We start from the raw sequence: 16,670 nt of genomic DNA on the forward strand, positions 1-16,670 counted from the left end.
TACCCCTAACTCGGTAGGCTGGCGGTACCGCTGGAGGAGATTATGCGCCTGATCCTGAACGTCATCTGGCTGGTATTCGGTGGCCTCTGGCTGGCCCTCGGATACCTGCTGGCCGCGCTCGTCTGCTTCCTGCTCATCGTCACGATCCCGTTCGGCTTCGCCTCCCTGCGGATCGCGTCCTACGCGCTGTGGCCGTTCGGTCGCACCATCGTGGACAAGCCCGGCTCCGGAGCGGGCGCCCTGATCGGCAACGTGATCTGGATCCTGCTGTGTGGGCTGTGGTTGGCGATCGGTCATCTGACCAGCGCGCTGGCGATGGCCGCCACGATCGTCGGCATCCCGCTGGCATTGGCGAATTTGAAGATGATCCCGGTGTCGCTGATGCCGCTCGGTAAGGAGATCGTTCCCGCCGACTGGCCGGCGCGGGCCCGAGCATGACGCCGACCGCGCTGGGATTGCCCGGGATGCCCGCCCCCAGCAAACATCGGCGGCCACCCGGCGCCGGACCGCTGCTCGACACGTACGGCCGGATCGCCACCGACCTGCGCGTCTCGCTGACCGACCGCTGCAATCTTCGCTGCACGTACTGCATGCCCGCGGACGGCTTGGACTGGCTGCCCGGCGACCAATTGCTGCGCAGCGACGAACTGGCTCGTCTGCTGCGGATCGCGGTGACCCGACTCGGCATCACCAGCGTGCGCTTCACCGGGGGTGAGCCACTGCTGGCCCGCCACCTCGAAGACGTCGTGGCCACCGCAGCCCGCCTCACTCCGCGCCCGGAGATTTCATTGACCACCAACGGCGTCGGACTGGCGCGGCGGGCGGCCGCGCTGGCGGCGGCGGGTCTGGACCGCGTCAACGTGTCGGTGGACAGCATCGACCCCGCCCACTTCGCGGCCATCACCCGTCGGGACCGGCTGGCCGACGTGCTGGCCGGACTGGCCGCCGCTGCGGCAGCCGGTCTGGCACCGGTGAAGGTCAATGCCGTTCTGGACCCCGCGACCGGTCGCGAAGACGTCGTCGAGTTGCTGAGGTTCTGCGTGGCGCACGGCTACCAGTTGCGGGTCATCGAGCAGATGCCGCTCGATGCGGGCCACCGGTGGCGCCGCCAAGCGGCGCTGAGCGCCGACGACGTGCTGGCTGCGCTGCGCCCGCACTTCCGGCTGCGACCCGATCCAGCGCCGCGCGGTTCGGCCCCCGCCGAACTCTGGCTGGTCGACACCGGCCCCGGCACGCCCGCCGCCAAGTTCGGCGTCATCGCCTCGGTGTCGCACGCGTTTTGCTCGGCCTGCGACCGCACCCGGCTCACCGCCGACGGCCAGATCCGCAGCTGCCTGTTCTCCACCGAAGAGACCGACCTGCGCGCCCTACTGCGCGGCGGCGCCGGGGACGACGCCATCGAGGCGGCGTGGCGCGACGCGATGTGGGCCAAGCCCGCGGGGCACGGCATCAACGACCCCGGGTTCGTCCAGCCCGACCGCCCGATGAGTGCCATCGGTGGCTGAGGGCCCCGTTGACGCAGCTACGACGGCCGTCCGGATCGAGGTGACCGTCCGGTACTTCGCGGCCGCCCGGGCAGCCGCGGGTATCGAGTGGGAAACGGTCGAGTTGCCAACCGGCACCACGGTGGCCGGCCTGGTTCAGAATCTGGCGCGCCGGGGTACCCGCCTGGCAACGGTATTGGAACGCTGCTCTTATCTGCGCGACGGAATTGCCGTTCGAGATGAGGCCACCGCGTTATCCGCCGGCGACACCGTTGACGTACTCCCGCCGTTCGCCGGCGGTTAAAACTGTGAAATGCCTCACATAACGGAACGATAACGGCCCGGCCACGCTCCGGTTTCGGCCGCTCCGAGCTGCGCAAATGCAGACCGTTCCTGCGGTTTTTCGCGACTTTTGTGTCCAAAACGCCGGTTTCTTCTAGACGTGACGGGATCGCCGGAACCCGCTACCGTCTCGGAAGGTTCGTCAGCCAACCCGAAAGACGGACCCTCCCTCACCTGTTACGCGCCTAGCTCCATCCAGTAGGTCGAGGGATTCCGACCCGCGGATGGAGGCGGGGGACCCACCAGGTCCGCCGAGATCGGACTGGGGCCGTCATGGTCCCTAGGGGTGAAGCCGACGTCGTGGCGACAGCCGCGAGGCGGCCGGGTGACCTCTCCCACCCGAACCCGACAGCTGACCTCGCAGGCGTGTACACGAGAGGAATTTCTGGACGTATGAGTGGACGGCACCGCAAGCCCACTACCTCCGGCGTCAGCGTCGCCAAGATCGCCTTCACCGGCACGGTCCTCGGTGGCGGCGCCATCGCCATGGCCGGCCAGGCGACCGCTGCCACCGATGCGGAGTGGGACGCTGTAGCCCGCTGCGAATCCGGCGGTAACTGGGCCATCAACACCGGTAACGGCTTCTACGGCGGCGTGCAGTTCGCGGCCGGCACCTGGGCCTCGCACGGCGGCAGCCAGTACGCCCCGTCGGCGCAGATGGCCACCAAGGACCAGCAGATCGCCGTCGCCGAGCGCGTACTGGCGACCCAGGGCCGCGGCGCGTGGCCGGTGTGTGGCACCGCGCTGTCGGGACCGTCGCCCCGCAACCCCCTTCCCGAGCCGGCCGGCTTCGGTCCGTTCGACCAGCCGCAGGAAGTGCCCGCCGCGAACAGCGAGCTGCCACCGCCCGTGGAGGAGGCCCCGGCGCCGATCCAGATGACCGGCAACGAGCTGGCCCCCGCGCCGGCCGACCTGCCGCCCGCGCCGGCCGATTTGCCGCCCGCTCCCGCGGACCTGCCCCCTGCTCCCGCGGACCTGGCTCCTGCTCCCGCGGACCTGCCCCCGGCTCCGGCCGACCTGCCCCCGGCTCCGGCCGACCTCCCGCCGGCTCCGGCGCCTGTCGATGCCGGCTTCCAGCCCGGTGACGTGCCGCCGCCCGTCGACGCCGGCCCCACCGGGGTTCACGACGTCACCACCGTCGGTTACACGCAGCAGCTGTGGCAGTCGATCGTGGGCCAGGGCATCGCCGGCAACGACGCGCTCGACGCGCTCGTGGCGGGTCCCGTCCTGTAACCGTCAGGTTCGGCCTGCGCCGCGCCGGCTCAGGCCGAACCCACCCACTCTTCGGATCCGTCGTCGAAGAATTGGTGCTTCCAGACCGGAAGCCGCTCTTTGATGCTGTCTACCAACACGGCACACGTAGCAAACGCCGCTTGGCGATGGTCGGCGGCGACGGCAGCCACCAGCGCGGCCTCCCCGATGTGCAACACCCCGACCCGGTGACTGGCCGCGACCGCTCGGACGCCGCTGGCCTGCCCGGCTACGTCGGCAACCACCTCAGCAAAAACCTCGGGGGCTGACGGGTGCGCGGTGTACTCCAGCCGCACCACCCGACGACCGCCGTCGTGGTCACGGATCATGCCGACGAAGCCGACGACGGCCCCTGCGGATTGGTGACCCACCAACGCCTCGTGCTCGGCGAGAAGGATCGGCTGCTCGGTCACTGCGGCGCGCAGGACCAGGTTCATCGCCGGTGATCTTCGCCGGCGAGTTGGGCAAGCGCGTGATCCAGTACGCCCGCGAGCACCCCGAGGCCGTCCCGCACCCCGCCGGGTGAGCCAGGCAGGTTGACCACCAAGGTGTTGCCGGCCACCCCGCAGACCCCGCGCGACAGCACCGACGTCGGCACCCGCGGCAACCCGGCCTGCCGGATCGCGTCGGCCAATCCGGGAATGACGAAATCCAACACCGCAACGGTTTGCTCGGGGGTACTGTCGGTGGGTGAGATACCGGTTCCGCCGGAGGTGATGATCACATCTACGTTGTCGTCGAGCGCGTCGTTCAGTGCATCACCGACCGGATTTCCGTCGGCCACCACCCGCGCTTCGACAGATGAAAAGCCTTGATCCTCAAGCCATTCAGTGATGATCGGCCCGCATTCGTCGGCGTAGGCACCGGAAGCAGCCCGAGTGGACGCGATCACCACTCGTGCAGATCGGCTCATTGTCTCACCCAACTTCCGCTGCGACCGCCCTCTTTGCTGAGCACCCGGATATCGTCGATGCGCGCGCCCGGATCCACCGCTTTGATCATGTCGTAGAGGGTCAGGGCCGCCACGCTGACCGCAGTCAGGGCCTCCATCTCCACCCCCGTTCGGTCGGTGCTGCGCACCGTCGCGTTGATCTCGATATCTGAGGTGCCGACGCTGAAGTCGACGTCGACCCCGGTGAGCGCCAGTTGGTGGCACAGCGGTATCAGATCGCTGGTGCGCTTGGCGGCGAGGATGCCCGCGACCCGTGCGGTCGCCAAGGCATCGCCCTTGGGCAGGCCGCCGGTCGAGATCAACGCCACTACGTCCGGGGAGGTGCGCAGCGCGCCCGCCGCGACAGCGGTGCGCCGGGTGGTGCTTTTGTCGGTGACGTCGACCATGTGCGCGGCGCCCCGCTCGTCCAGGTGCGACAGCGCGGGAACCTCTGAGTGCTCAGCCGCCCCGGACATACCGGCGACTACCAGGTGGCAATGGTCACCGGATGAACATAGGGCAACTCCTCGGCGGGCACCGGGAACACCACTTCGCCAAAGGGTGACAGCGCGCCCGTGCGGTCGGTCACGAGTTCGCTCACCGCGTGGTCGTCGGGGTCCGTAGTGGGCCAGCCGTTGTCCACATACTTTGCCTTGCCTGCGTCAGCCACGCGGTCCATTCTGACAGGTCCGCACACCGTACGCGACGGAAGGCCACCGGTCGGGCCTACGCTTGATCAGCAATGACCGAACACACCCCGGATATCCCGCTGGGGTCTTGGCTGGCCGACCTGCCCGACGAGCGGCTGATCCTGCTGTTGGAGCTGCGGCCGGACCTTGCCCAGCCCCCACCCGGCAGCATCGCGGCACTGGCCGCACGCGCCCAGGCTCGACAGTCGATCAAGGCCGCGACCGACGACCTCGACTTCCTGCGCCTGGCGGTTCTCGATGCGCTGCTGGTGCTGCAGGCCGACGTCGAGCCGGTGCCGGTGGCCAAGCTGTTGGCCCTGATCGGCGACCACGCTCCGCAGCCGGACGTGCTCGCCGCACTTGACGACCTCAGACAACGTGCCCTGGTGTGGGGCGACGCGGCGGTGCGGGTGGCCGGCGACACCGGGACCGCCCTGCCGTGGCATCCCGGCCAGGTGACGCTCGAGGATCGCTCACCCACCGCCGAGCAGATCGCCGCCCTGATCGACGGACTCGACGCACCGGAACGAGACGTGTTGGAAAAGCTGCTGGAGGGCTCCCCGATGGGGCGTACCCGCGACGCCGCCCCTGGCGCTCCCCCGGACCGGCCGGTGCCACGGCTGCTGTCGGCGGGACTGCTGCGCCGCATCGACGCCGAAACGGTCATTCTGCCGCGCCACGTCGGGCAGGTATTGCGCGGGGAGAATCCCGGTCCCATCCGACTGACCGCCCCCGACCCGGTAGTTTCGGCCACCAAACCCGCCGATGCCGATGCCGCGGCCGCCGGGGCGGTCATCGATCTGCTGCGCCAGGTCGACGTCCTGCTGGAAAACCTCAGTGCCACACCGGTCTCCGAGCTACGCAGCGGCGGGCTCGGGATTCGCGACATCAAGCGGTTGGCCAAGTCGACCGGCATCGACGAGCCCCGCGTGGGCCTGATCCTCGAACTCGCGGCGGCGGCCGGCCTGATCGGTAGCGGGATGCCCGATCCGGAACCGACCTATGGCGAGGGACCGTACTGGGCGCCGACCACAGCCGCCGATCGCTACACCACTCTTACCGCCGCCGACCGTTGGTTCCTGCTGGCCGACACCTGGCTGGACCTGCCCGGTCGGCCCACGCTGATCGGCACCCGCGGCCCTGACGGCAAAACTTATGGCGCACTGTCGGACTCGCTGTTCTCCACCGCAGCCCCGTTGGACCGGCGGCTGCTGCTCGGCATGCTCGCCGAGTTGCCGGAGGGCGCCGGGGTCGACGAAACCACCGCGTCGGCGGCGTTGATCTGGCGCCGCCCGCGGTGGTCGCGACGGCTGCAACCCGGGCCGGTCGCCGATTTGTTGTCCGAAGCGCACGCGCTGGGCCTGGTGGGCCGCGGGGCGATCAGCACGCCGGGTCGAGTTCTGCTGGGGTCCGAAGATGATCCGGGTGCGGTCATCGCCGCGATGGCCCGCGCGCTGCCCAAGCCGATCGACCACTTCCTGGTGCAGGCCGATCTGACAGTGGTGGTGCCGGGCCCATTGGAACGTGAACTTGCCGACGAACTAGCCACCGTCGCCGACGTCGAATCTGCCGGCGCGGCAATGGTTTACCGAGTCAGCGAGCAGTCCATCCGGCACGCGCTCGACATCGGCAAGACGCGGGACTGGATGCAAGATTTCTTCGCCAACCACTCGAAAACGCCCGTGCCACAAGGACTCACCTATCTGATCGACGACGTCGCGCGGCGGCATGGACAGCTCAGGATCGGCATGGCGGCGTCGTTCGTGCGCTGCGAGGATCCGGCGTTGCTCGCCCAGGCGGTCGCTGCGGCAGCTGCCAACGATCTACAGCTGCGGGCATTGGCCCCGACGGTGGCGGTGTCCCCGGCGTCGATCGCCGAGGTACTGGCGGCGTTGCGGTCGGCGGGGTTCGCCCCGGCGGCCGAGGACTCCACCGGCGCGATCGTCGACGTGCGCAGCCGCGGCGCGCGCGTACCCGCGCCACAGCGCCGCCGACCCTACCGGCCCCCGGCGCGGCCCGGCGCCGACACCCTGCAAGCGGTGGTGGCGGTGTTGCGCACGGTGACCGCGGCGCCGTTCGGCAGCAGCCGCATCGATTCCACCGTCGCCATCGCGCTGCTGCAGCGCGCCGCGAAAGACCAGGAAACGGTGCTCATCGGATACCTCGACGCCGCCGGCGTGGCGACTCAGCGGGTGGTGTCCCCGATCGTGGTCAAGGGCGGTCAGCTGATGGCGTTCGATTCGGCGTCCGGGCGGCTACGCGACTTCGCCATCCACCGGATCACCTCGGTGATGTCGCCCGACGAACGGTAGTTGTCGGTCCACCGACGATAATGAACTGATGTGCGCCGACGACGATGCAGAGCACAGCGACGGGGAAGGAGTGGCGCTGAAATGACTGACGGACCGTTGATAGTGCAGTCCGACAAGACTGTGCTGCTCGAGGTGGATCACGAGCTCGCGGGGGCGGCGCGCGCCGCCATCGCGCCGTTCGCCGAGCTGGAACGCGCACCCGAGCACGTGCACACCTATCGCATCACGCCACTGGCGCTGTGGAACGCGCGAGCGGCGGGCCACGACGCCGAGCAGGTGGTCGACGCACTGGTCAGCTTCTCGCGCTACGCGGTGCCCCAGCCGTTGCTCGTCGACATCGTCGACACCATGGCGCGATACGGGCGATTGCAACTGGTCAAGCACCCCGCGCACGGTCTGACGCTGGTCAGTCTGGACCGCGCGGTGCTCGAGGAAGTGTTGCGCAACAAGAAGATCGCGCCGATGCTGGGTGCCCGCATCGATGACGACACCGTCGTCGTGCACCCCAGCGAGCGCGGCCGGGTCAAGCAGCTGCTGCTCAAGATCGGTTGGCCCGCAGAGGATCTCGCCGGGTACGTGGACGGCGAGGCACACCCCATCAGCCTGCAGCCCGACGGCTGGGAGTTGCGTGACTATCAGCAGCTGGCCACCGATTCGTTCTGGGCCGGCGGGTCAGGTGTGGTGGTGCTGCCGTGCGGGGCCGGCAAGACGCTGGTCGGCGCGGCGGCGATGGCCAAAGCTCAGGCCACCACGCTGATCCTGGTCACCAACATCGTGGCGGCCCGGCAGTGGAAACGTGAGTTGGTGGCGCGCACGTCGCTGACCGAAGACGAGATCGGCGAATACTCCGGAGAAAAGAAGGAGATTCGCCCCGTCACCATCTCGACGTATCAGATGGTCACCCGTCGCAGCAAGGGCGAGTACCGGCACCTCGAACTCTTCGACAGCCGCGACTGGGGACTGATCATCTACGACGAGGTGCACCTGCTGCCGGCGCCGGTGTTCCGGATGACCGCCGACCTGCAGTCGCGGCGGCGACTTGGCTTGACCGCCACCCTCATTCGGGAAGACGGCCGCGAGGGCGACGTGTTCTCCCTGATCGGCCCGAAGCGGTATGACGCGCCGTGGAAGGACATCGAGGCGCAGGGCTGGATCGCTCCGGCGGAGTGCGTAGAAGTTCGGGTCACCATGACCGACAGCGAGCGGATGAACTACGCGACTGCCGAACCAGAGGAGCGCTATAAACTGTGCTCGACGGTGCACACCAAAGTTGCTGTGGTCAAGTCGATTCTGAAAAATCATCCCGGCGAGCAGACGCTGGTGATCGGCGCCTACCTGGACCAGCTCGAGGAACTCGGCGCCGAACTGGATGCACCGGTGATTCAGGGGTCGACGAAGACTCGGGAGCGTGAGGAGCTGTTCGACAAGTTCCGCACCGGCGAGGTCTCCACGTTGGTGGTGTCCAAAGTCGCCAACTTCTCCATCGATCTACCGGAAGCGTCGGTGGCGGTGCAGGTTTCGGGTACCTTCGGGTCCCGCCAAGAGGAGGCCCAGCGGCTGGGCCGGCTGCTGAGGCCGAAGGCCGACGGCGGCGGCGCCATCTTCTATTCGGTGGTGGCACGCGACAGCCTGGATGCCGAGTACGCCGCGCACCGGCAACGCTTCCTGGCCGAGCAGGGCTACGGCTACATCATCCGCGACGCCGATGACCTGCTGGGGCCGGCCATCTGAGCGACGCCGCGGCGGTCGAGGGTTTGTCGGCGGCTTCTAGGGTGAAGCGTCGGCGTTGCGGGTGAAGTGCAGGCGTTGCGTGTGAAGCCACGGCGTTGAGAGTGAGGCTTCGGCGTTGGGTGTGAAGCTTCGGCGTTGGGTGTGAAGCTTCGGCGTTGGGTGTGAAGCTTCGGCGTCGAGAGTGAACCCACGGCGGCCAAACGTCGAAAATCCCGCCACCACTACACAATCAACGCCCAGACTTCACACCCAACGCCCAGACTTCACACCCCAACGACCGCACACGCAACAACATTGCGCCGCCTGCTAATTGGGTGAACCCAAGGGATCGAGAGTGAACCCACGGCGTTGCGTGTGAAGCCACGGCGTCGAGAGTGAATCCACGGCGTCGAGAGTGAACCGACGGCCTTGCGTGTGAAGCCACGGCGTCGAGAGTGAACCCACGGCGGCCAAACGTCGAAAATCCCGCCACCACTACACAATCAACGCCCAGACTTCACACCCAACGCCCAGACTTCACATCCAACGCCAAGGCGTCGCACCCAAAGCCAAGGCACCGCACGCACCGACCCAGAGCCCACTCAAGCGACTGCAAACCCGCAAACCCACTGCGGCACAGCTAGAGCGACAGGATCGTCGCCGACGCGGTGCCCGGCGCCCCGTAGACCTGCGCCAGCCCGACCCGCGGATTGCCCGGCACCTGACGTTCACCGGCCTCCCCGCGCAGCTGACGCACCAGCTCGTGCATCTGCCGCAGCCCCGACGCGCCGATCGGCTCGCCGTTGGCGATCAGCCCGCCGTCGGTGTTGACCGGCATCGAACCGTGTATCTCGGTGGCGCCGTCTGCCAGCAGCTTCTCCTGCTCACCGTCGGCGCACAGGCCGGTCTCGGCCATGTGGATGACCTCGTTACCTGCATCGGTGTCCTGCAACTGGGCCACGTCGACGTCCTCGGGCCCGATGCCCGCGGCCTCGTACGCCGCCTTGGACGCATACACCGTCGGTGAGACGTCCTCGTCGAGCGGTGCGAACGTGGCGTGCACCTCGTAGGCGCCGTAGCGGCGGGTGCGGATTTCGCAGGCCCGCACGTAGACCGGCTTGTCGGTGTACTTGTGCGCCATATCGGCGCGGCACATGATCACCGCGGCTGCGCCCTCGTCGGGCGCGCAGAACATGTACTGCGTCAACGGGTAATTCAAAACCGGCGAGTTGAGGATCTCTTCGACTGAGATCTCCTTGCGCCGAAACGCATTCGGGTTCAGCGCACCGTTGCGGAAGTTCTTGTTCGCCACCCGCGCCAGTGTCTCTTGGGAGATGTTGTGGTCGTGCAGATACTTGTTGGCCTTCATCCCGAAGAACTTGGTGGTGACGAACTGCCCGTTCTGCGCATACCACTGGGGCAGCGCCAATTTGGCCGGGTCGTCGGTGAAGGCGCCGCGCGGGTGCTTGTCCAGACCGATGGCGATGCCGATGTCGTATTTGCCCAGCCGGATGGTGTCGGCCGTCTGCTGAATCGCGCTGGCCGCGGTGGCGCAGGCATTGAACACGTTGGTGAATGTGATGCCGGTCAGCCCGACCAGTCGGGTGACGGCGTCTGGGTTGGAGACCTCGTGGCTGCCGCCGAACCCGAACTGGATGTCCTTCCATTCCACTCCGGCGTCGGTCAGGGCGGACTGGATGGCCTCGGCGCCCATCTGCATGGCCGTCTTGTCGAACCGGCCGAATGGGTGCAGGCCCACACCGATGATCGCGACGTCGTTGGTCATCTCAGGCACCCTGTCCCACCGGCCGGAACGCGAACGTCACGACCTCGTTGCCGTCCTCGTCGGTGGTGAGCGGCACCATGGTCAGCTCGACCTCCTGGCCGAACTGCAGCTTGGCGGGGTCGTTCTCGGTGAGCCGGCCCTCGACCCGAATCACGTCGTCGAGTTGCACCAGGCCCACACCGAACGGCACGAAGTCCTTGCCGGTAGGCCCAGCATACGGGGCGCCGGGCGGGAAACCCTGCGTGGTCCATGCGACGACGGTGCCGCGGCGCGGCAGCAACACGTCGCTCATCTCACCCAGGCTGCAGCGCGGACAGCGCTCCTGCACGGGGAAGGTGGTGGCGCCGCAGCCGCCACAGCGACTGCCGATCAGCTGCGGGTCCTCGTCGGGCCAGGTCGAGATCTCCGGGGCGAGTGCCTTCTGCATCGAGGATCCTCCGTGGGACGTCAGACACGGGATAATGCAACTCACCAGACGGTACAACAGCGTTCCGCAAAAATGGAAATCTAATTCTCAGAGTCACGTGCCGGGCGCTCCCCGGCACCACCACTACTAACCGTTCGGCGAGCTCAGTGCGGGGATCACTTCCCGCTCGAACAACTCGATACCGGAGCGGTCGTAAGCCGCCTCGGGGAAGTAGCAGATCGCGTATTCGCAGCCCAGTTCGCGCACGTTGGTGAGCCGCTCGATGATCTGCTCGGGTGTCCCGGACGCCGAGTCCGGGATGGCACCCACCATCGACTCCGCCAACGACTCGGGCACGTAGCCGGCCAGCCGATCCTGGACACGTCGGACCCGGTCTGCAACCTCGGCCTCCGAGGCGCCGACAACGGCGGTGAAGTTTGCCGACCGGACGATGGCGTCGAAGTCGGTCCCGAGGTTGCGGCAGTGCTCGGCGAGGACCTGCGACTTGTGCGCAAACGCCTCCGGCTCCGGGGTGAAGTTGGTGAACTGCGCGTACTGCGCGGCGATGCGCAGCGTCTTCTTCTCGCCACCGCCGGCGATCCACAACGGAATACCATTGTCCTGCAACGGCTTCGGCGCAACGATCGCACCGTCCACCTGGTAGTGCCGGCCGTCGAAGCTGACTTTGCCGTCGCGCCAGGCATCCCGCATGATCTGCACGCCCTCGTCCAGCCTGGCCAGCCGCACGCCGGCCGACGGGAAGCCGTAACCGTAAGCGCGCCACTCGTGTTCGTACCAACCGGCGCCGATACCCATCTGGACGCGGCCACCGGAGATGATGTCGGTGGTGGCCGCCACCTTGGCCAGATAGACCGGGTTGCGGTAGCTCATTGCGGTGCACATCTGGCCGAGCTTGATCCGCGAGGTGACCGCCGCATACGCCGCCATCAACGACCACGCCTCGTGGGTGGCTTCGTCGCTGGGCAGCGGCACGGTGTGGAAGTGGTCGTAGACCCACAGTGAATCCCAGGCGCCCCCGTCCGCATAGGTGGCCAGCTCGCGCATCACCTCCCAGTGTCGCTGGGGTTCGATGCCGACGAGATCCATTCGCCAGCCTTGCGGGATGAAGAGACCGAAGCGCATGGTCGAACTCTAGCCGGGGCAGCCGACGGACTCACAGCACATCGATAAGTGCGGCCAATCCAGCGGCTAATAGCTAGCCGGAATATGGGAGCATGACCCCCACAGGCAGGACCGCTCGTCAAATACGCTTTGCGCAACTGGTATTCGCCGGCGCTGCAGCCGCGGGGTTGTTGGCGCTGTCCGGTCTTGGGCTGCTCGGTCAAACTGCCCCGGCCACGTCTGCGGTCGCTTCCCCGGGCAGCTTCGCCACCGACGACAACGGCAACTCGGTCAACGACCAGGGCCAGACGTCCGGCGACATCTTCACGCAAAACGCCCAGGACCAAAGCACCGCAGACGGGGCTGGAACGTAAGTTCCGGGCCGGGCCTCACATCTCCAATGCGGCCAGCGCTGCCTCCACCGAACGGGAGCGCAACTCGTCGTGAGGGGCCTCGGGAAACTGCATGCAGCAGTCCTGCAGGCTGCCGAAAGCGAGCACCGCGCGAGTCGCCTGCGCCAGCGTCGGCGCCGGACCGAACACCAGGCGTCCGAGCTGCTCGCTTCAGGCCAGCACGGTGTCGATCAGCCCGAGGTCGGCCAGCATGGTCAATTCGGCCAGCACCAGCACCAGATCCGTCGCCAAGTTGAACACGAAGGTCGTGCGACTCTTCGACACCATGCACTACCCGGACTACCCGTTTGGCAACATAGGACCAACCCACGGACGAGAGGCGACCTGAATGGAACTCAACGGTGTCGGAATCTGGAGTAGTCAACTGCGCTACGGTGATGCAGCCGAATCTGCCGAAGCCGCAGCCGAATTAGACGAATTAGGGTTCCCGGCGCTGTGGATCCCCGACGTCGGCGGACCGGTGTTCGACGCGGTGGGCCGCCTGCTGGCCGCCACCAAGCGCACCGTGATCGCCACCGGCATCCTCAACCTCTGGATGCACACCCCGCAGGACACCGCCGCGTCCTTCGCAAAGCTGACCGCCGAACACGGTGACCGATTTCTGCTGGGGATCGGCGTCAGCCACGCCCCACTGATCGACGCCGGCGCGCCGGGGCGCTACCGCAAACCCTTGGCCGCGACGGCATCGTTCCTGGATGGACTCGATGCTGCGGACCAGCCGGTGCCCACCGATCGGCGGGTGTTGGCCGCGCTCGGCCCAAAGATGTTGACGCTGGCGGCAACCCGGGCTCGCGGCGCGCACCCCTATCTCGTCACACCGGAGCACACCGCTTCTGCCCGTGCAACTCTGGGTCAGGGCCCGCTGTTGCTGCCGGAACAGACCGCGATCTTGACCGACGACGCCGAGGAGGCGCGCCGCATCGGAACCGATTGGCTGCGTGGCTATCTGGCGATGCCGAATTACGCCAACAATATGCTGCGCAGTGGGTTCTCCGAAGACGACGTCACCCAGATCAGCGATCGGCTGTTGAACGCGATCATCGTGTGGGGCGACGAGGCCGCAATCATGCGAAGGGTCGGCGAACATCAAGCGGCCGGCGCCGACCATGTCTGCGTTCAGATCCTCACGGCCGACCCCAAGGAGTTTCCGCGGGAGCAATGGCGTCGCCTGGCCGCGGCCATCCAGAGCTGAGACGTTTCAGCGGTCGGTCAACGGCCCGCCGGCGGCGCGCCAGTGGATCAGCCCACCACTCATGTTGACCGCCTCGAACCCGTTCTCCACGAGCAGGTTTGCCGCGCCAGCGGAGCGGAGGCCGCCGGTGCAGAAGGTGATGATGAGGCGATCCTCGGGAAGCTGAAGGCCGCGGTCCGCCAACGTCTCCAGCGGCATGTGCACGGCAGAGGGGATGTGCACCCGTTTCCACTCGAACTCGCGGCGAACGTCGACAACGAGCGCGCCCTCGCCGACAAGCCGGACGGCGTCGACCGCAGAAACGGCCGGTGGCCGGCGCAGATAGTGACGCAGACTCATGCGGCACCGGACGCGGCGAAACGCATACCTTCAGTTTAACTGAAGGTATGCGTTTCGGTAAGTGCGCGTCCGAGGTACGCGCGCAGCGCCTCGGTCAACTCGGGTTGCTGCGCGGCAAATTCGGCGTCGAGACGGTCGACCACCTCGGCGGCACGCCGCAGCAGGGCTTCGCCTGCCGGCGTCACCCGCAACGTGGACGCCGAACCCGCGTGCGCGGTCCCGTCGTCGACCAGCCCGGCGTCGACGAAGGCAGCCACCGCGGTGTGCGCGCTCTGCACGGTGATCCGCGACCGCCGGGCCAGCTCGCTGAACGAGATGCCGGGCGTGCCGCGGATATGCCCCAGTAGTCCGTACTTGCGGGTGGTCAGCCCGAGCGGTTTGAGCTGCTGCGCGAAGGCCGCCTCCCACACCCGCCCGACGGTCAACAACGCGACGGTGGGGCTGAACGGCGGTGGTTCGGCCATTCAGGCAGGCTACCGCCGGTCGCGCGAACAGACGCAAAAGCCCCCGAAAGCAAGGCTTTTCGGGGGCTTTTGCGTCTGCTCAACCTAGGTCAGCGAGTCCGGCGGCAGGAAACGGTCGCCGTACTTCTCGGCCAGCTGCCGGGCCCGGGCCACAAAGGCCTCCTTGCCCCGTCCCAGCGGGCCCTCGTAGCCGACGATGTACTGCGCGCTACCACCGGTCCACGGCGGGAAACCGATCCCCATGATGGATCCGATGTTGGCATCGGCCGTCGAGGTCAGCACGTTCTCGTCGAGGCACTTCTGGGTTTCCAGTGCCTCGGCGAACAGCATCCGGTCGATCATGTCCTGCAGCGGCGGCTGCGAGGAGCCCGACTTGAACGTCTCGCGCAGGCCCGGCCACAGACCCGACCGCTTGCCCTCGGGGTACTCGTAGAAGCCGGCGCCTTTGAGCCGACCCGAGCGGCCGAGCTCGATCATCTTCTCCACCACGGCTTCTGCCGGATGCGGCTCGTATTTGCCGCCGGCATCCTCGACGCCCTTGCGGGTAGCGACCGCGATCTTGTGCATCAGCTCCAGGTTGAGCTCGTCGGAGAGCTGCAGCGGCGGCGCCGGGTAGCCGGCCTGCGAACCGGCCTGCTCGATGGACGCCGGCTCCACGCCCTCGCCGAGCATTGCCAGCGCCTCGTTGACGAAGGTGCCGATCACCCGCGAGGTGAAGAAGCCGCGGCTGTCGTTGACCACGATCGGAGTCTTGCCGATGGCCAGCGTGTAGTCGAACACCCGGGCCAGCGCCTCGTCAGATGTCTTCTCGCCCTTGATGATCTCCACCAGCGGCATCTTGTCGACCGGCGAGAAGAAGTGGATCCCGATGAAGTCCTCCTGCCGCTTGACGCCGGTGGCCAGACCGGTGATCGGCAACGTGGAGGTGTTGGATCCCAGCACCGCGTTCGGTTCGACGATGTCCTCGATCTCCTGGAACACCTTGTGCTTGAGGTCCTGGTTCTCGAAGACAGCCTCGATGACGAAGTCGACGCCCTTCAGGTCGGCCGGGTCGGCCGTCGGATGGATCCGGCCCAGCAGCGCGCTGGACTTCTCTTCAGTGGTCTTGCCGCGCTGAAGTGCTTTGGCCTCAAGCTTTTCCGAGTATCCCTTGCCCTTCTGCGCCGCCTCCAGGGAGACGTCCTTGAGCACCACGTCATAGCCGGCCTTCGCCGACACGTAGGCGATGCCGGCCCCCATCATGCCGGCGCCGAGCACGCCGATCTTGTTGATCTTGACCGGCTGGATGCCGTCCGGCCGCGACCCTCCGCCGTTGATGGTCTGCAGGTCGAAGAAGAACGCCTGGATCATGTTCTTGGCGACCTGACCGGTCACCAGCGACGTGAAGTAACGGCTCTCGATACGGCAGGCGGTGTCGAAGTCCACCTGCGCACCCTCCACCGCGGCGGCCAGGATCGCCCGCGGCGCCGGCATGTTCGCGCCCTTGAGCTGCGAGCGCAGCAACGACGGGAACGACGGCAGGATCGCGGCCAGCGCCGGCGACGACGGAGTACCGCCGGGGATCTTGTAGCCCTTGACATCCCACGGCTGGGTGTGCGCCTCGGGGTTGGCCTTGATCCACGCCTTGGCGGCCGGAATCAGCTCGTCGACGGAGCCCACCAGTTCGTCGACCAGACCGATCTCCTTGGCCTTGGTCGGGTTGAACCGGGTGCCCTGCGAAAGCACGTTCATGAAGGCGTTCTGGATACCGAACATCCGCACGGTGCGCGCCACGCCGCCACCACCGGGCAGCAGTCCCAGGGTGACCTCGGGCAGGCCGACAACCAAGCCTTTGACGTCAGCGGCGATGCGATGGTGACAGGCCAGCGCGATCTCCAGGCCGCCGCCCAGGGCGGCGCCGTTGATGGCCGCCACCACCGGCTTGCCCAGCGTCTCCAGGGCGCGCAGGTCGCGCTTGACGCTTTCGACGAGAGCGAACGCTTCGCCCGCGTCCTCCGGGCCGAGCTTGATCATGCCCTTGAGGTCACCGCCGGCGAAGAATGTCTTCTTCGCGCTGGCGATCACCACGCCGGTGATCGTATCCTTCTCGGCGACAAGGCGTTCGACCGCCTTGTGCATGGACTCCTGGTAGTGCTCGTTCATCACGTTGGCCGACCCGGTCGGGTCGTCCAGCGTCAGGGTGACGATGCCATCGGCATCCTTGTCCCACTGAATCGTGTTCTCAGCCAT

At 67.4% G+C, this 16,670-nt stretch carries 18 protein-coding genes, 1 pseudogene and 1 riboswitch; of the genes and pseudogenes, 8 read left to right on the top strand and 11 right to left on the bottom strand.

The genetic code is table 11. The features are described 5' to 3' along the window. The first annotated feature begins 42 nt into the window (after positions 1-42). The 4 genes from MKCMC460_RS26120 (at position 43) to MKCMC460_RS26135 (ending at position 3,059) form a co-directional block, all read left to right on the top strand. Entirely contained in the window at positions 43-438 is a 396-nt protein-coding gene (locus MKCMC460_RS26120; protein ID WP_236977973.1) for a YccF domain-containing protein, read from the top strand. Beyond that, the gene (gene moaA / locus MKCMC460_RS26125; RefSeq protein ID WP_238305045.1) at positions 435-1,505 is read left to right on the top strand and encodes a GTP 3',8-cyclase MoaA; all 1,071 of its coding nucleotides are present in this window, start codon (positions 435-437) and stop codon (positions 1,503-1,505) included. Before MKCMC460_RS26120 ends, moaA begins: the two co-directional genes overlap by 4 nt. Beyond that, entirely contained in the window at positions 1,498-1,788 is a 291-nt protein-coding gene (locus MKCMC460_RS26130) for a MoaD/ThiS family protein (RefSeq protein WP_236977975.1), read from the top strand. The genes moaA and MKCMC460_RS26130 overlap by 8 nt, the downstream gene beginning before the upstream one ends. A 215-nt stretch (positions 1,789-2,003) precedes the next feature. Further along, a riboswitch (cyclic di-AMP (ydaO/yuaA leader) is annotated at positions 2,004-2,210 on the top strand. A 9-nt stretch (positions 2,211-2,219) separates the two neighbouring features. After that, on the top strand, positions 2,220-3,059 hold the full coding sequence (locus tag MKCMC460_RS26135; RefSeq protein WP_236977976.1) for a transglycosylase family protein: 840 nt from the start codon (positions 2,220-2,222) through the stop codon (positions 3,057-3,059). A 29-nt stretch (positions 3,060-3,088) separates the two neighbouring features. Here MKCMC460_RS26135 and MKCMC460_RS26140 read toward each other — a convergent pair whose 3' ends face one another. Genes MKCMC460_RS26140 through MKCMC460_RS26155 form a run of 4 tightly spaced genes read right to left on the bottom strand, consistent with a single transcriptional unit; the run spans position 3,089 to position 4,687 of the window. Continuing rightward, entirely contained in the window at positions 3,089-3,514 is a 426-nt protein-coding gene (locus MKCMC460_RS26140) for a molybdenum cofactor biosynthesis protein MoaE (protein ID WP_236977977.1), read from the bottom strand. After that, positions 3,511-3,990 (bottom strand): molybdenum cofactor biosynthesis protein B, encoded by a 480-nt coding sequence (locus MKCMC460_RS26145; RefSeq protein WP_236977979.1) that lies wholly within the window; start codon positions 3,988-3,990, stop codon positions 3,511-3,513. The genes MKCMC460_RS26140 and MKCMC460_RS26145 overlap by 4 nt, the downstream gene beginning before the upstream one ends. Beyond that, positions 3,987-4,484 (bottom strand): cyclic pyranopterin monophosphate synthase MoaC, encoded by a 498-nt coding sequence (gene moaC / locus MKCMC460_RS26150; RefSeq protein ID WP_236977981.1) that lies wholly within the window; start codon positions 4,482-4,484, stop codon positions 3,987-3,989. Before moaC ends, MKCMC460_RS26145 begins: the two co-directional genes overlap by 4 nt. Positions 4,485-4,492: 8 nt before the next feature. After that, positions 4,493-4,687 (bottom strand): hypothetical protein, encoded by a 195-nt coding sequence (locus tag MKCMC460_RS26155; protein ID WP_180919196.1) that lies wholly within the window; start codon positions 4,685-4,687, stop codon positions 4,493-4,495. Between the two features lie 63 nt (positions 4,688-4,750). On the opposite strand from MKCMC460_RS26155, the gene MKCMC460_RS26160 reads away from it, so the two are divergent. Further along, the gene (locus MKCMC460_RS26160) at positions 4,751-7,009 is read left to right on the top strand and encodes a helicase-associated domain-containing protein (RefSeq protein WP_238305046.1); all 2,259 of its coding nucleotides are present in this window, start codon (positions 4,751-4,753) and stop codon (positions 7,007-7,009) included. Between the two features lie 81 nt (positions 7,010-7,090). Continuing rightward, entirely contained in the window at positions 7,091-8,740 is a 1,650-nt protein-coding gene (locus MKCMC460_RS26165; protein ID WP_236977982.1) for a DNA repair helicase XPB, read from the top strand. Between the two features lie 619 nt (positions 8,741-9,359). Here MKCMC460_RS26165 and MKCMC460_RS26170 read toward each other — a convergent pair. The 3 genes from MKCMC460_RS26170 to MKCMC460_RS26180 form a co-directional block, all read right to left on the bottom strand. Continuing rightward, positions 9,360-10,505, bottom strand: a complete 1,146-nt coding sequence (locus tag MKCMC460_RS26170; protein ID WP_236977983.1) for a thiolase family protein — start codon at positions 10,503-10,505, stop codon at positions 9,360-9,362. Between the two features lies 1 nt (position 10,506). After that, positions 10,507-10,932: a Zn-ribbon domain-containing OB-fold protein gene (locus tag MKCMC460_RS26175; RefSeq protein WP_236977984.1), complete on the bottom strand. Its 426-nt coding sequence runs from the start codon at positions 10,930-10,932 to the stop codon at positions 10,507-10,509. A gap of 126 nt (positions 10,933-11,058) precedes the next feature. Then, complete coding sequence (locus MKCMC460_RS26180; protein ID WP_236977985.1) at positions 11,059-12,054, bottom strand: LLM class F420-dependent oxidoreductase; 996 nt, start codon at positions 12,052-12,054, stop codon at positions 11,059-11,061. 92 nt (positions 12,055-12,146) lie between these two features. Between MKCMC460_RS26180 and MKCMC460_RS26185 the strand changes: the two genes are divergently transcribed. Then, the gene (locus MKCMC460_RS26185) at positions 12,147-12,407 is read left to right on the top strand and encodes a hypothetical protein (protein ID WP_236977986.1); all 261 of its coding nucleotides are present in this window, start codon (positions 12,147-12,149) and stop codon (positions 12,405-12,407) included. A gap of 15 nt (positions 12,408-12,422) precedes the next feature. On the opposite strand, the pseudogene MKCMC460_RS26190 reads toward MKCMC460_RS26185, so the two are convergent. Then, positions 12,423-12,668: pseudogene (locus MKCMC460_RS26190) on the bottom strand (TetR/AcrR family transcriptional regulator); the annotation flags it as partial. A 106-nt stretch (positions 12,669-12,774) separates the two neighbouring features. On the opposite strand from MKCMC460_RS26190, the gene MKCMC460_RS26195 reads away from it, so the two are divergent. After that, a complete protein-coding gene (locus MKCMC460_RS26195) occupies positions 12,775-13,638 on the top strand; it encodes an LLM class F420-dependent oxidoreductase (RefSeq protein WP_236977987.1) in 864 nt (287 codons plus the stop codon). Positions 13,639-13,644: 6 nt separating this feature from the next. Here MKCMC460_RS26195 and MKCMC460_RS26200 read toward each other — a convergent pair whose 3' ends face one another. The 3 genes from MKCMC460_RS26200 to MKCMC460_RS26210 form a co-directional block, all read right to left on the bottom strand. Next, positions 13,645-13,977, bottom strand: coding sequence for a rhodanese-like domain-containing protein (locus MKCMC460_RS26200; RefSeq protein WP_236977989.1), 333 nt, complete (start codon positions 13,975-13,977; stop codon positions 13,645-13,647). A gap of 35 nt (positions 13,978-14,012) precedes the next feature. Next, positions 14,013-14,441 (bottom strand): MarR family winged helix-turn-helix transcriptional regulator, encoded by a 429-nt coding sequence (locus MKCMC460_RS26205; protein ID WP_236977991.1) that lies wholly within the window; start codon positions 14,439-14,441, stop codon positions 14,013-14,015. Between the two features lie 84 nt (positions 14,442-14,525). After that, on the bottom strand, positions 14,526-16,670 hold the full coding sequence (locus MKCMC460_RS26210; RefSeq protein WP_236977993.1) for a 3-hydroxyacyl-CoA dehydrogenase NAD-binding domain-containing protein: 2,145 nt from the start codon (positions 16,668-16,670) through the stop codon (positions 14,526-14,528).

The sequence above is a fragment of the Mycobacterium sp. 20KCMC460 genome (assembly GCF_022179425.1).
In the GTDB taxonomy this organism is placed as follows: Bacteria; Actinomycetota; Actinomycetes; order Mycobacteriales; family Mycobacteriaceae; genus Mycobacterium; species Mycobacterium kiyosense.

Coding starts and splice junctions, on each gene's coding strand:
- MKCMC460_RS26120 (WP_236977973.1), top strand. CDS start 43: ATGCGCCTGATCCTGAACGTCATCTGGCTGGTATTCGGTGGCCTCTGG.
- moaA (WP_238305045.1), top strand. CDS start 435: ATGACGCCGACCGCGCTGGGATTGCCCGGGATGCCCGCCCCCAGCAAA.
- MKCMC460_RS26135 (WP_236977976.1), top strand. CDS start 2,220: ATGAGTGGACGGCACCGCAAGCCCACTACCTCCGGCGTCAGCGTCGCC.
- MKCMC460_RS26140 (WP_236977977.1), bottom strand. CDS start 3,514: ATGAACCTGGTCCTGCGCGCCGCAGTGACCGAGCAGCCGATCCTTCTC.
- MKCMC460_RS26145 (WP_236977979.1), bottom strand. CDS start 3,990: ATGAGCCGATCTGCACGAGTGGTGATCGCGTCCACTCGGGCTGCTTCC.
- moaC (WP_236977981.1), bottom strand. CDS start 4,484: ATGTCCGGGGCGGCTGAGCACTCAGAGGTTCCCGCGCTGTCGCACCTG.
- MKCMC460_RS26155 (WP_180919196.1), bottom strand. CDS start 4,687: ATGGACCGCGTGGCTGACGCAGGCAAGGCAAAGTATGTGGACAACGGC.
- MKCMC460_RS26160 (WP_238305046.1), top strand. CDS start 4,751: ATGACCGAACACACCCCGGATATCCCGCTGGGGTCTTGGCTGGCCGAC.
- MKCMC460_RS26165 (WP_236977982.1), top strand. CDS start 7,091: ATGACTGACGGACCGTTGATAGTGCAGTCCGACAAGACTGTGCTGCTC.
- MKCMC460_RS26170 (WP_236977983.1), bottom strand. CDS start 10,505: ATGACCAACGACGTCGCGATCATCGGTGTGGGCCTGCACCCATTCGGC.
- MKCMC460_RS26175 (WP_236977984.1), bottom strand. CDS start 10,932: ATGCAGAAGGCACTCGCCCCGGAGATCTCGACCTGGCCCGACGAGGAC.
- MKCMC460_RS26180 (WP_236977985.1), bottom strand. CDS start 12,054: ATGCGCTTCGGTCTCTTCATCCCGCAAGGCTGGCGAATGGATCTCGTC.
- MKCMC460_RS26185 (WP_236977986.1), top strand. CDS start 12,147: ATGACCCCCACAGGCAGGACCGCTCGTCAAATACGCTTTGCGCAACTG.
- MKCMC460_RS26195 (WP_236977987.1), top strand. CDS start 12,775: ATGGAACTCAACGGTGTCGGAATCTGGAGTAGTCAACTGCGCTACGGT.
- MKCMC460_RS26200 (WP_236977989.1), bottom strand. CDS start 13,977: ATGAGTCTGCGTCACTATCTGCGCCGGCCACCGGCCGTTTCTGCGGTC.
- MKCMC460_RS26205 (WP_236977991.1), bottom strand. CDS start 14,441: ATGGCCGAACCACCGCCGTTCAGCCCCACCGTCGCGTTGTTGACCGTC.
- MKCMC460_RS26210 (WP_236977993.1), bottom strand. CDS start 16,670: ATGGCTGAGAACACGATTCAGTGGGACAAGGATGCCGATGGCATCGTC.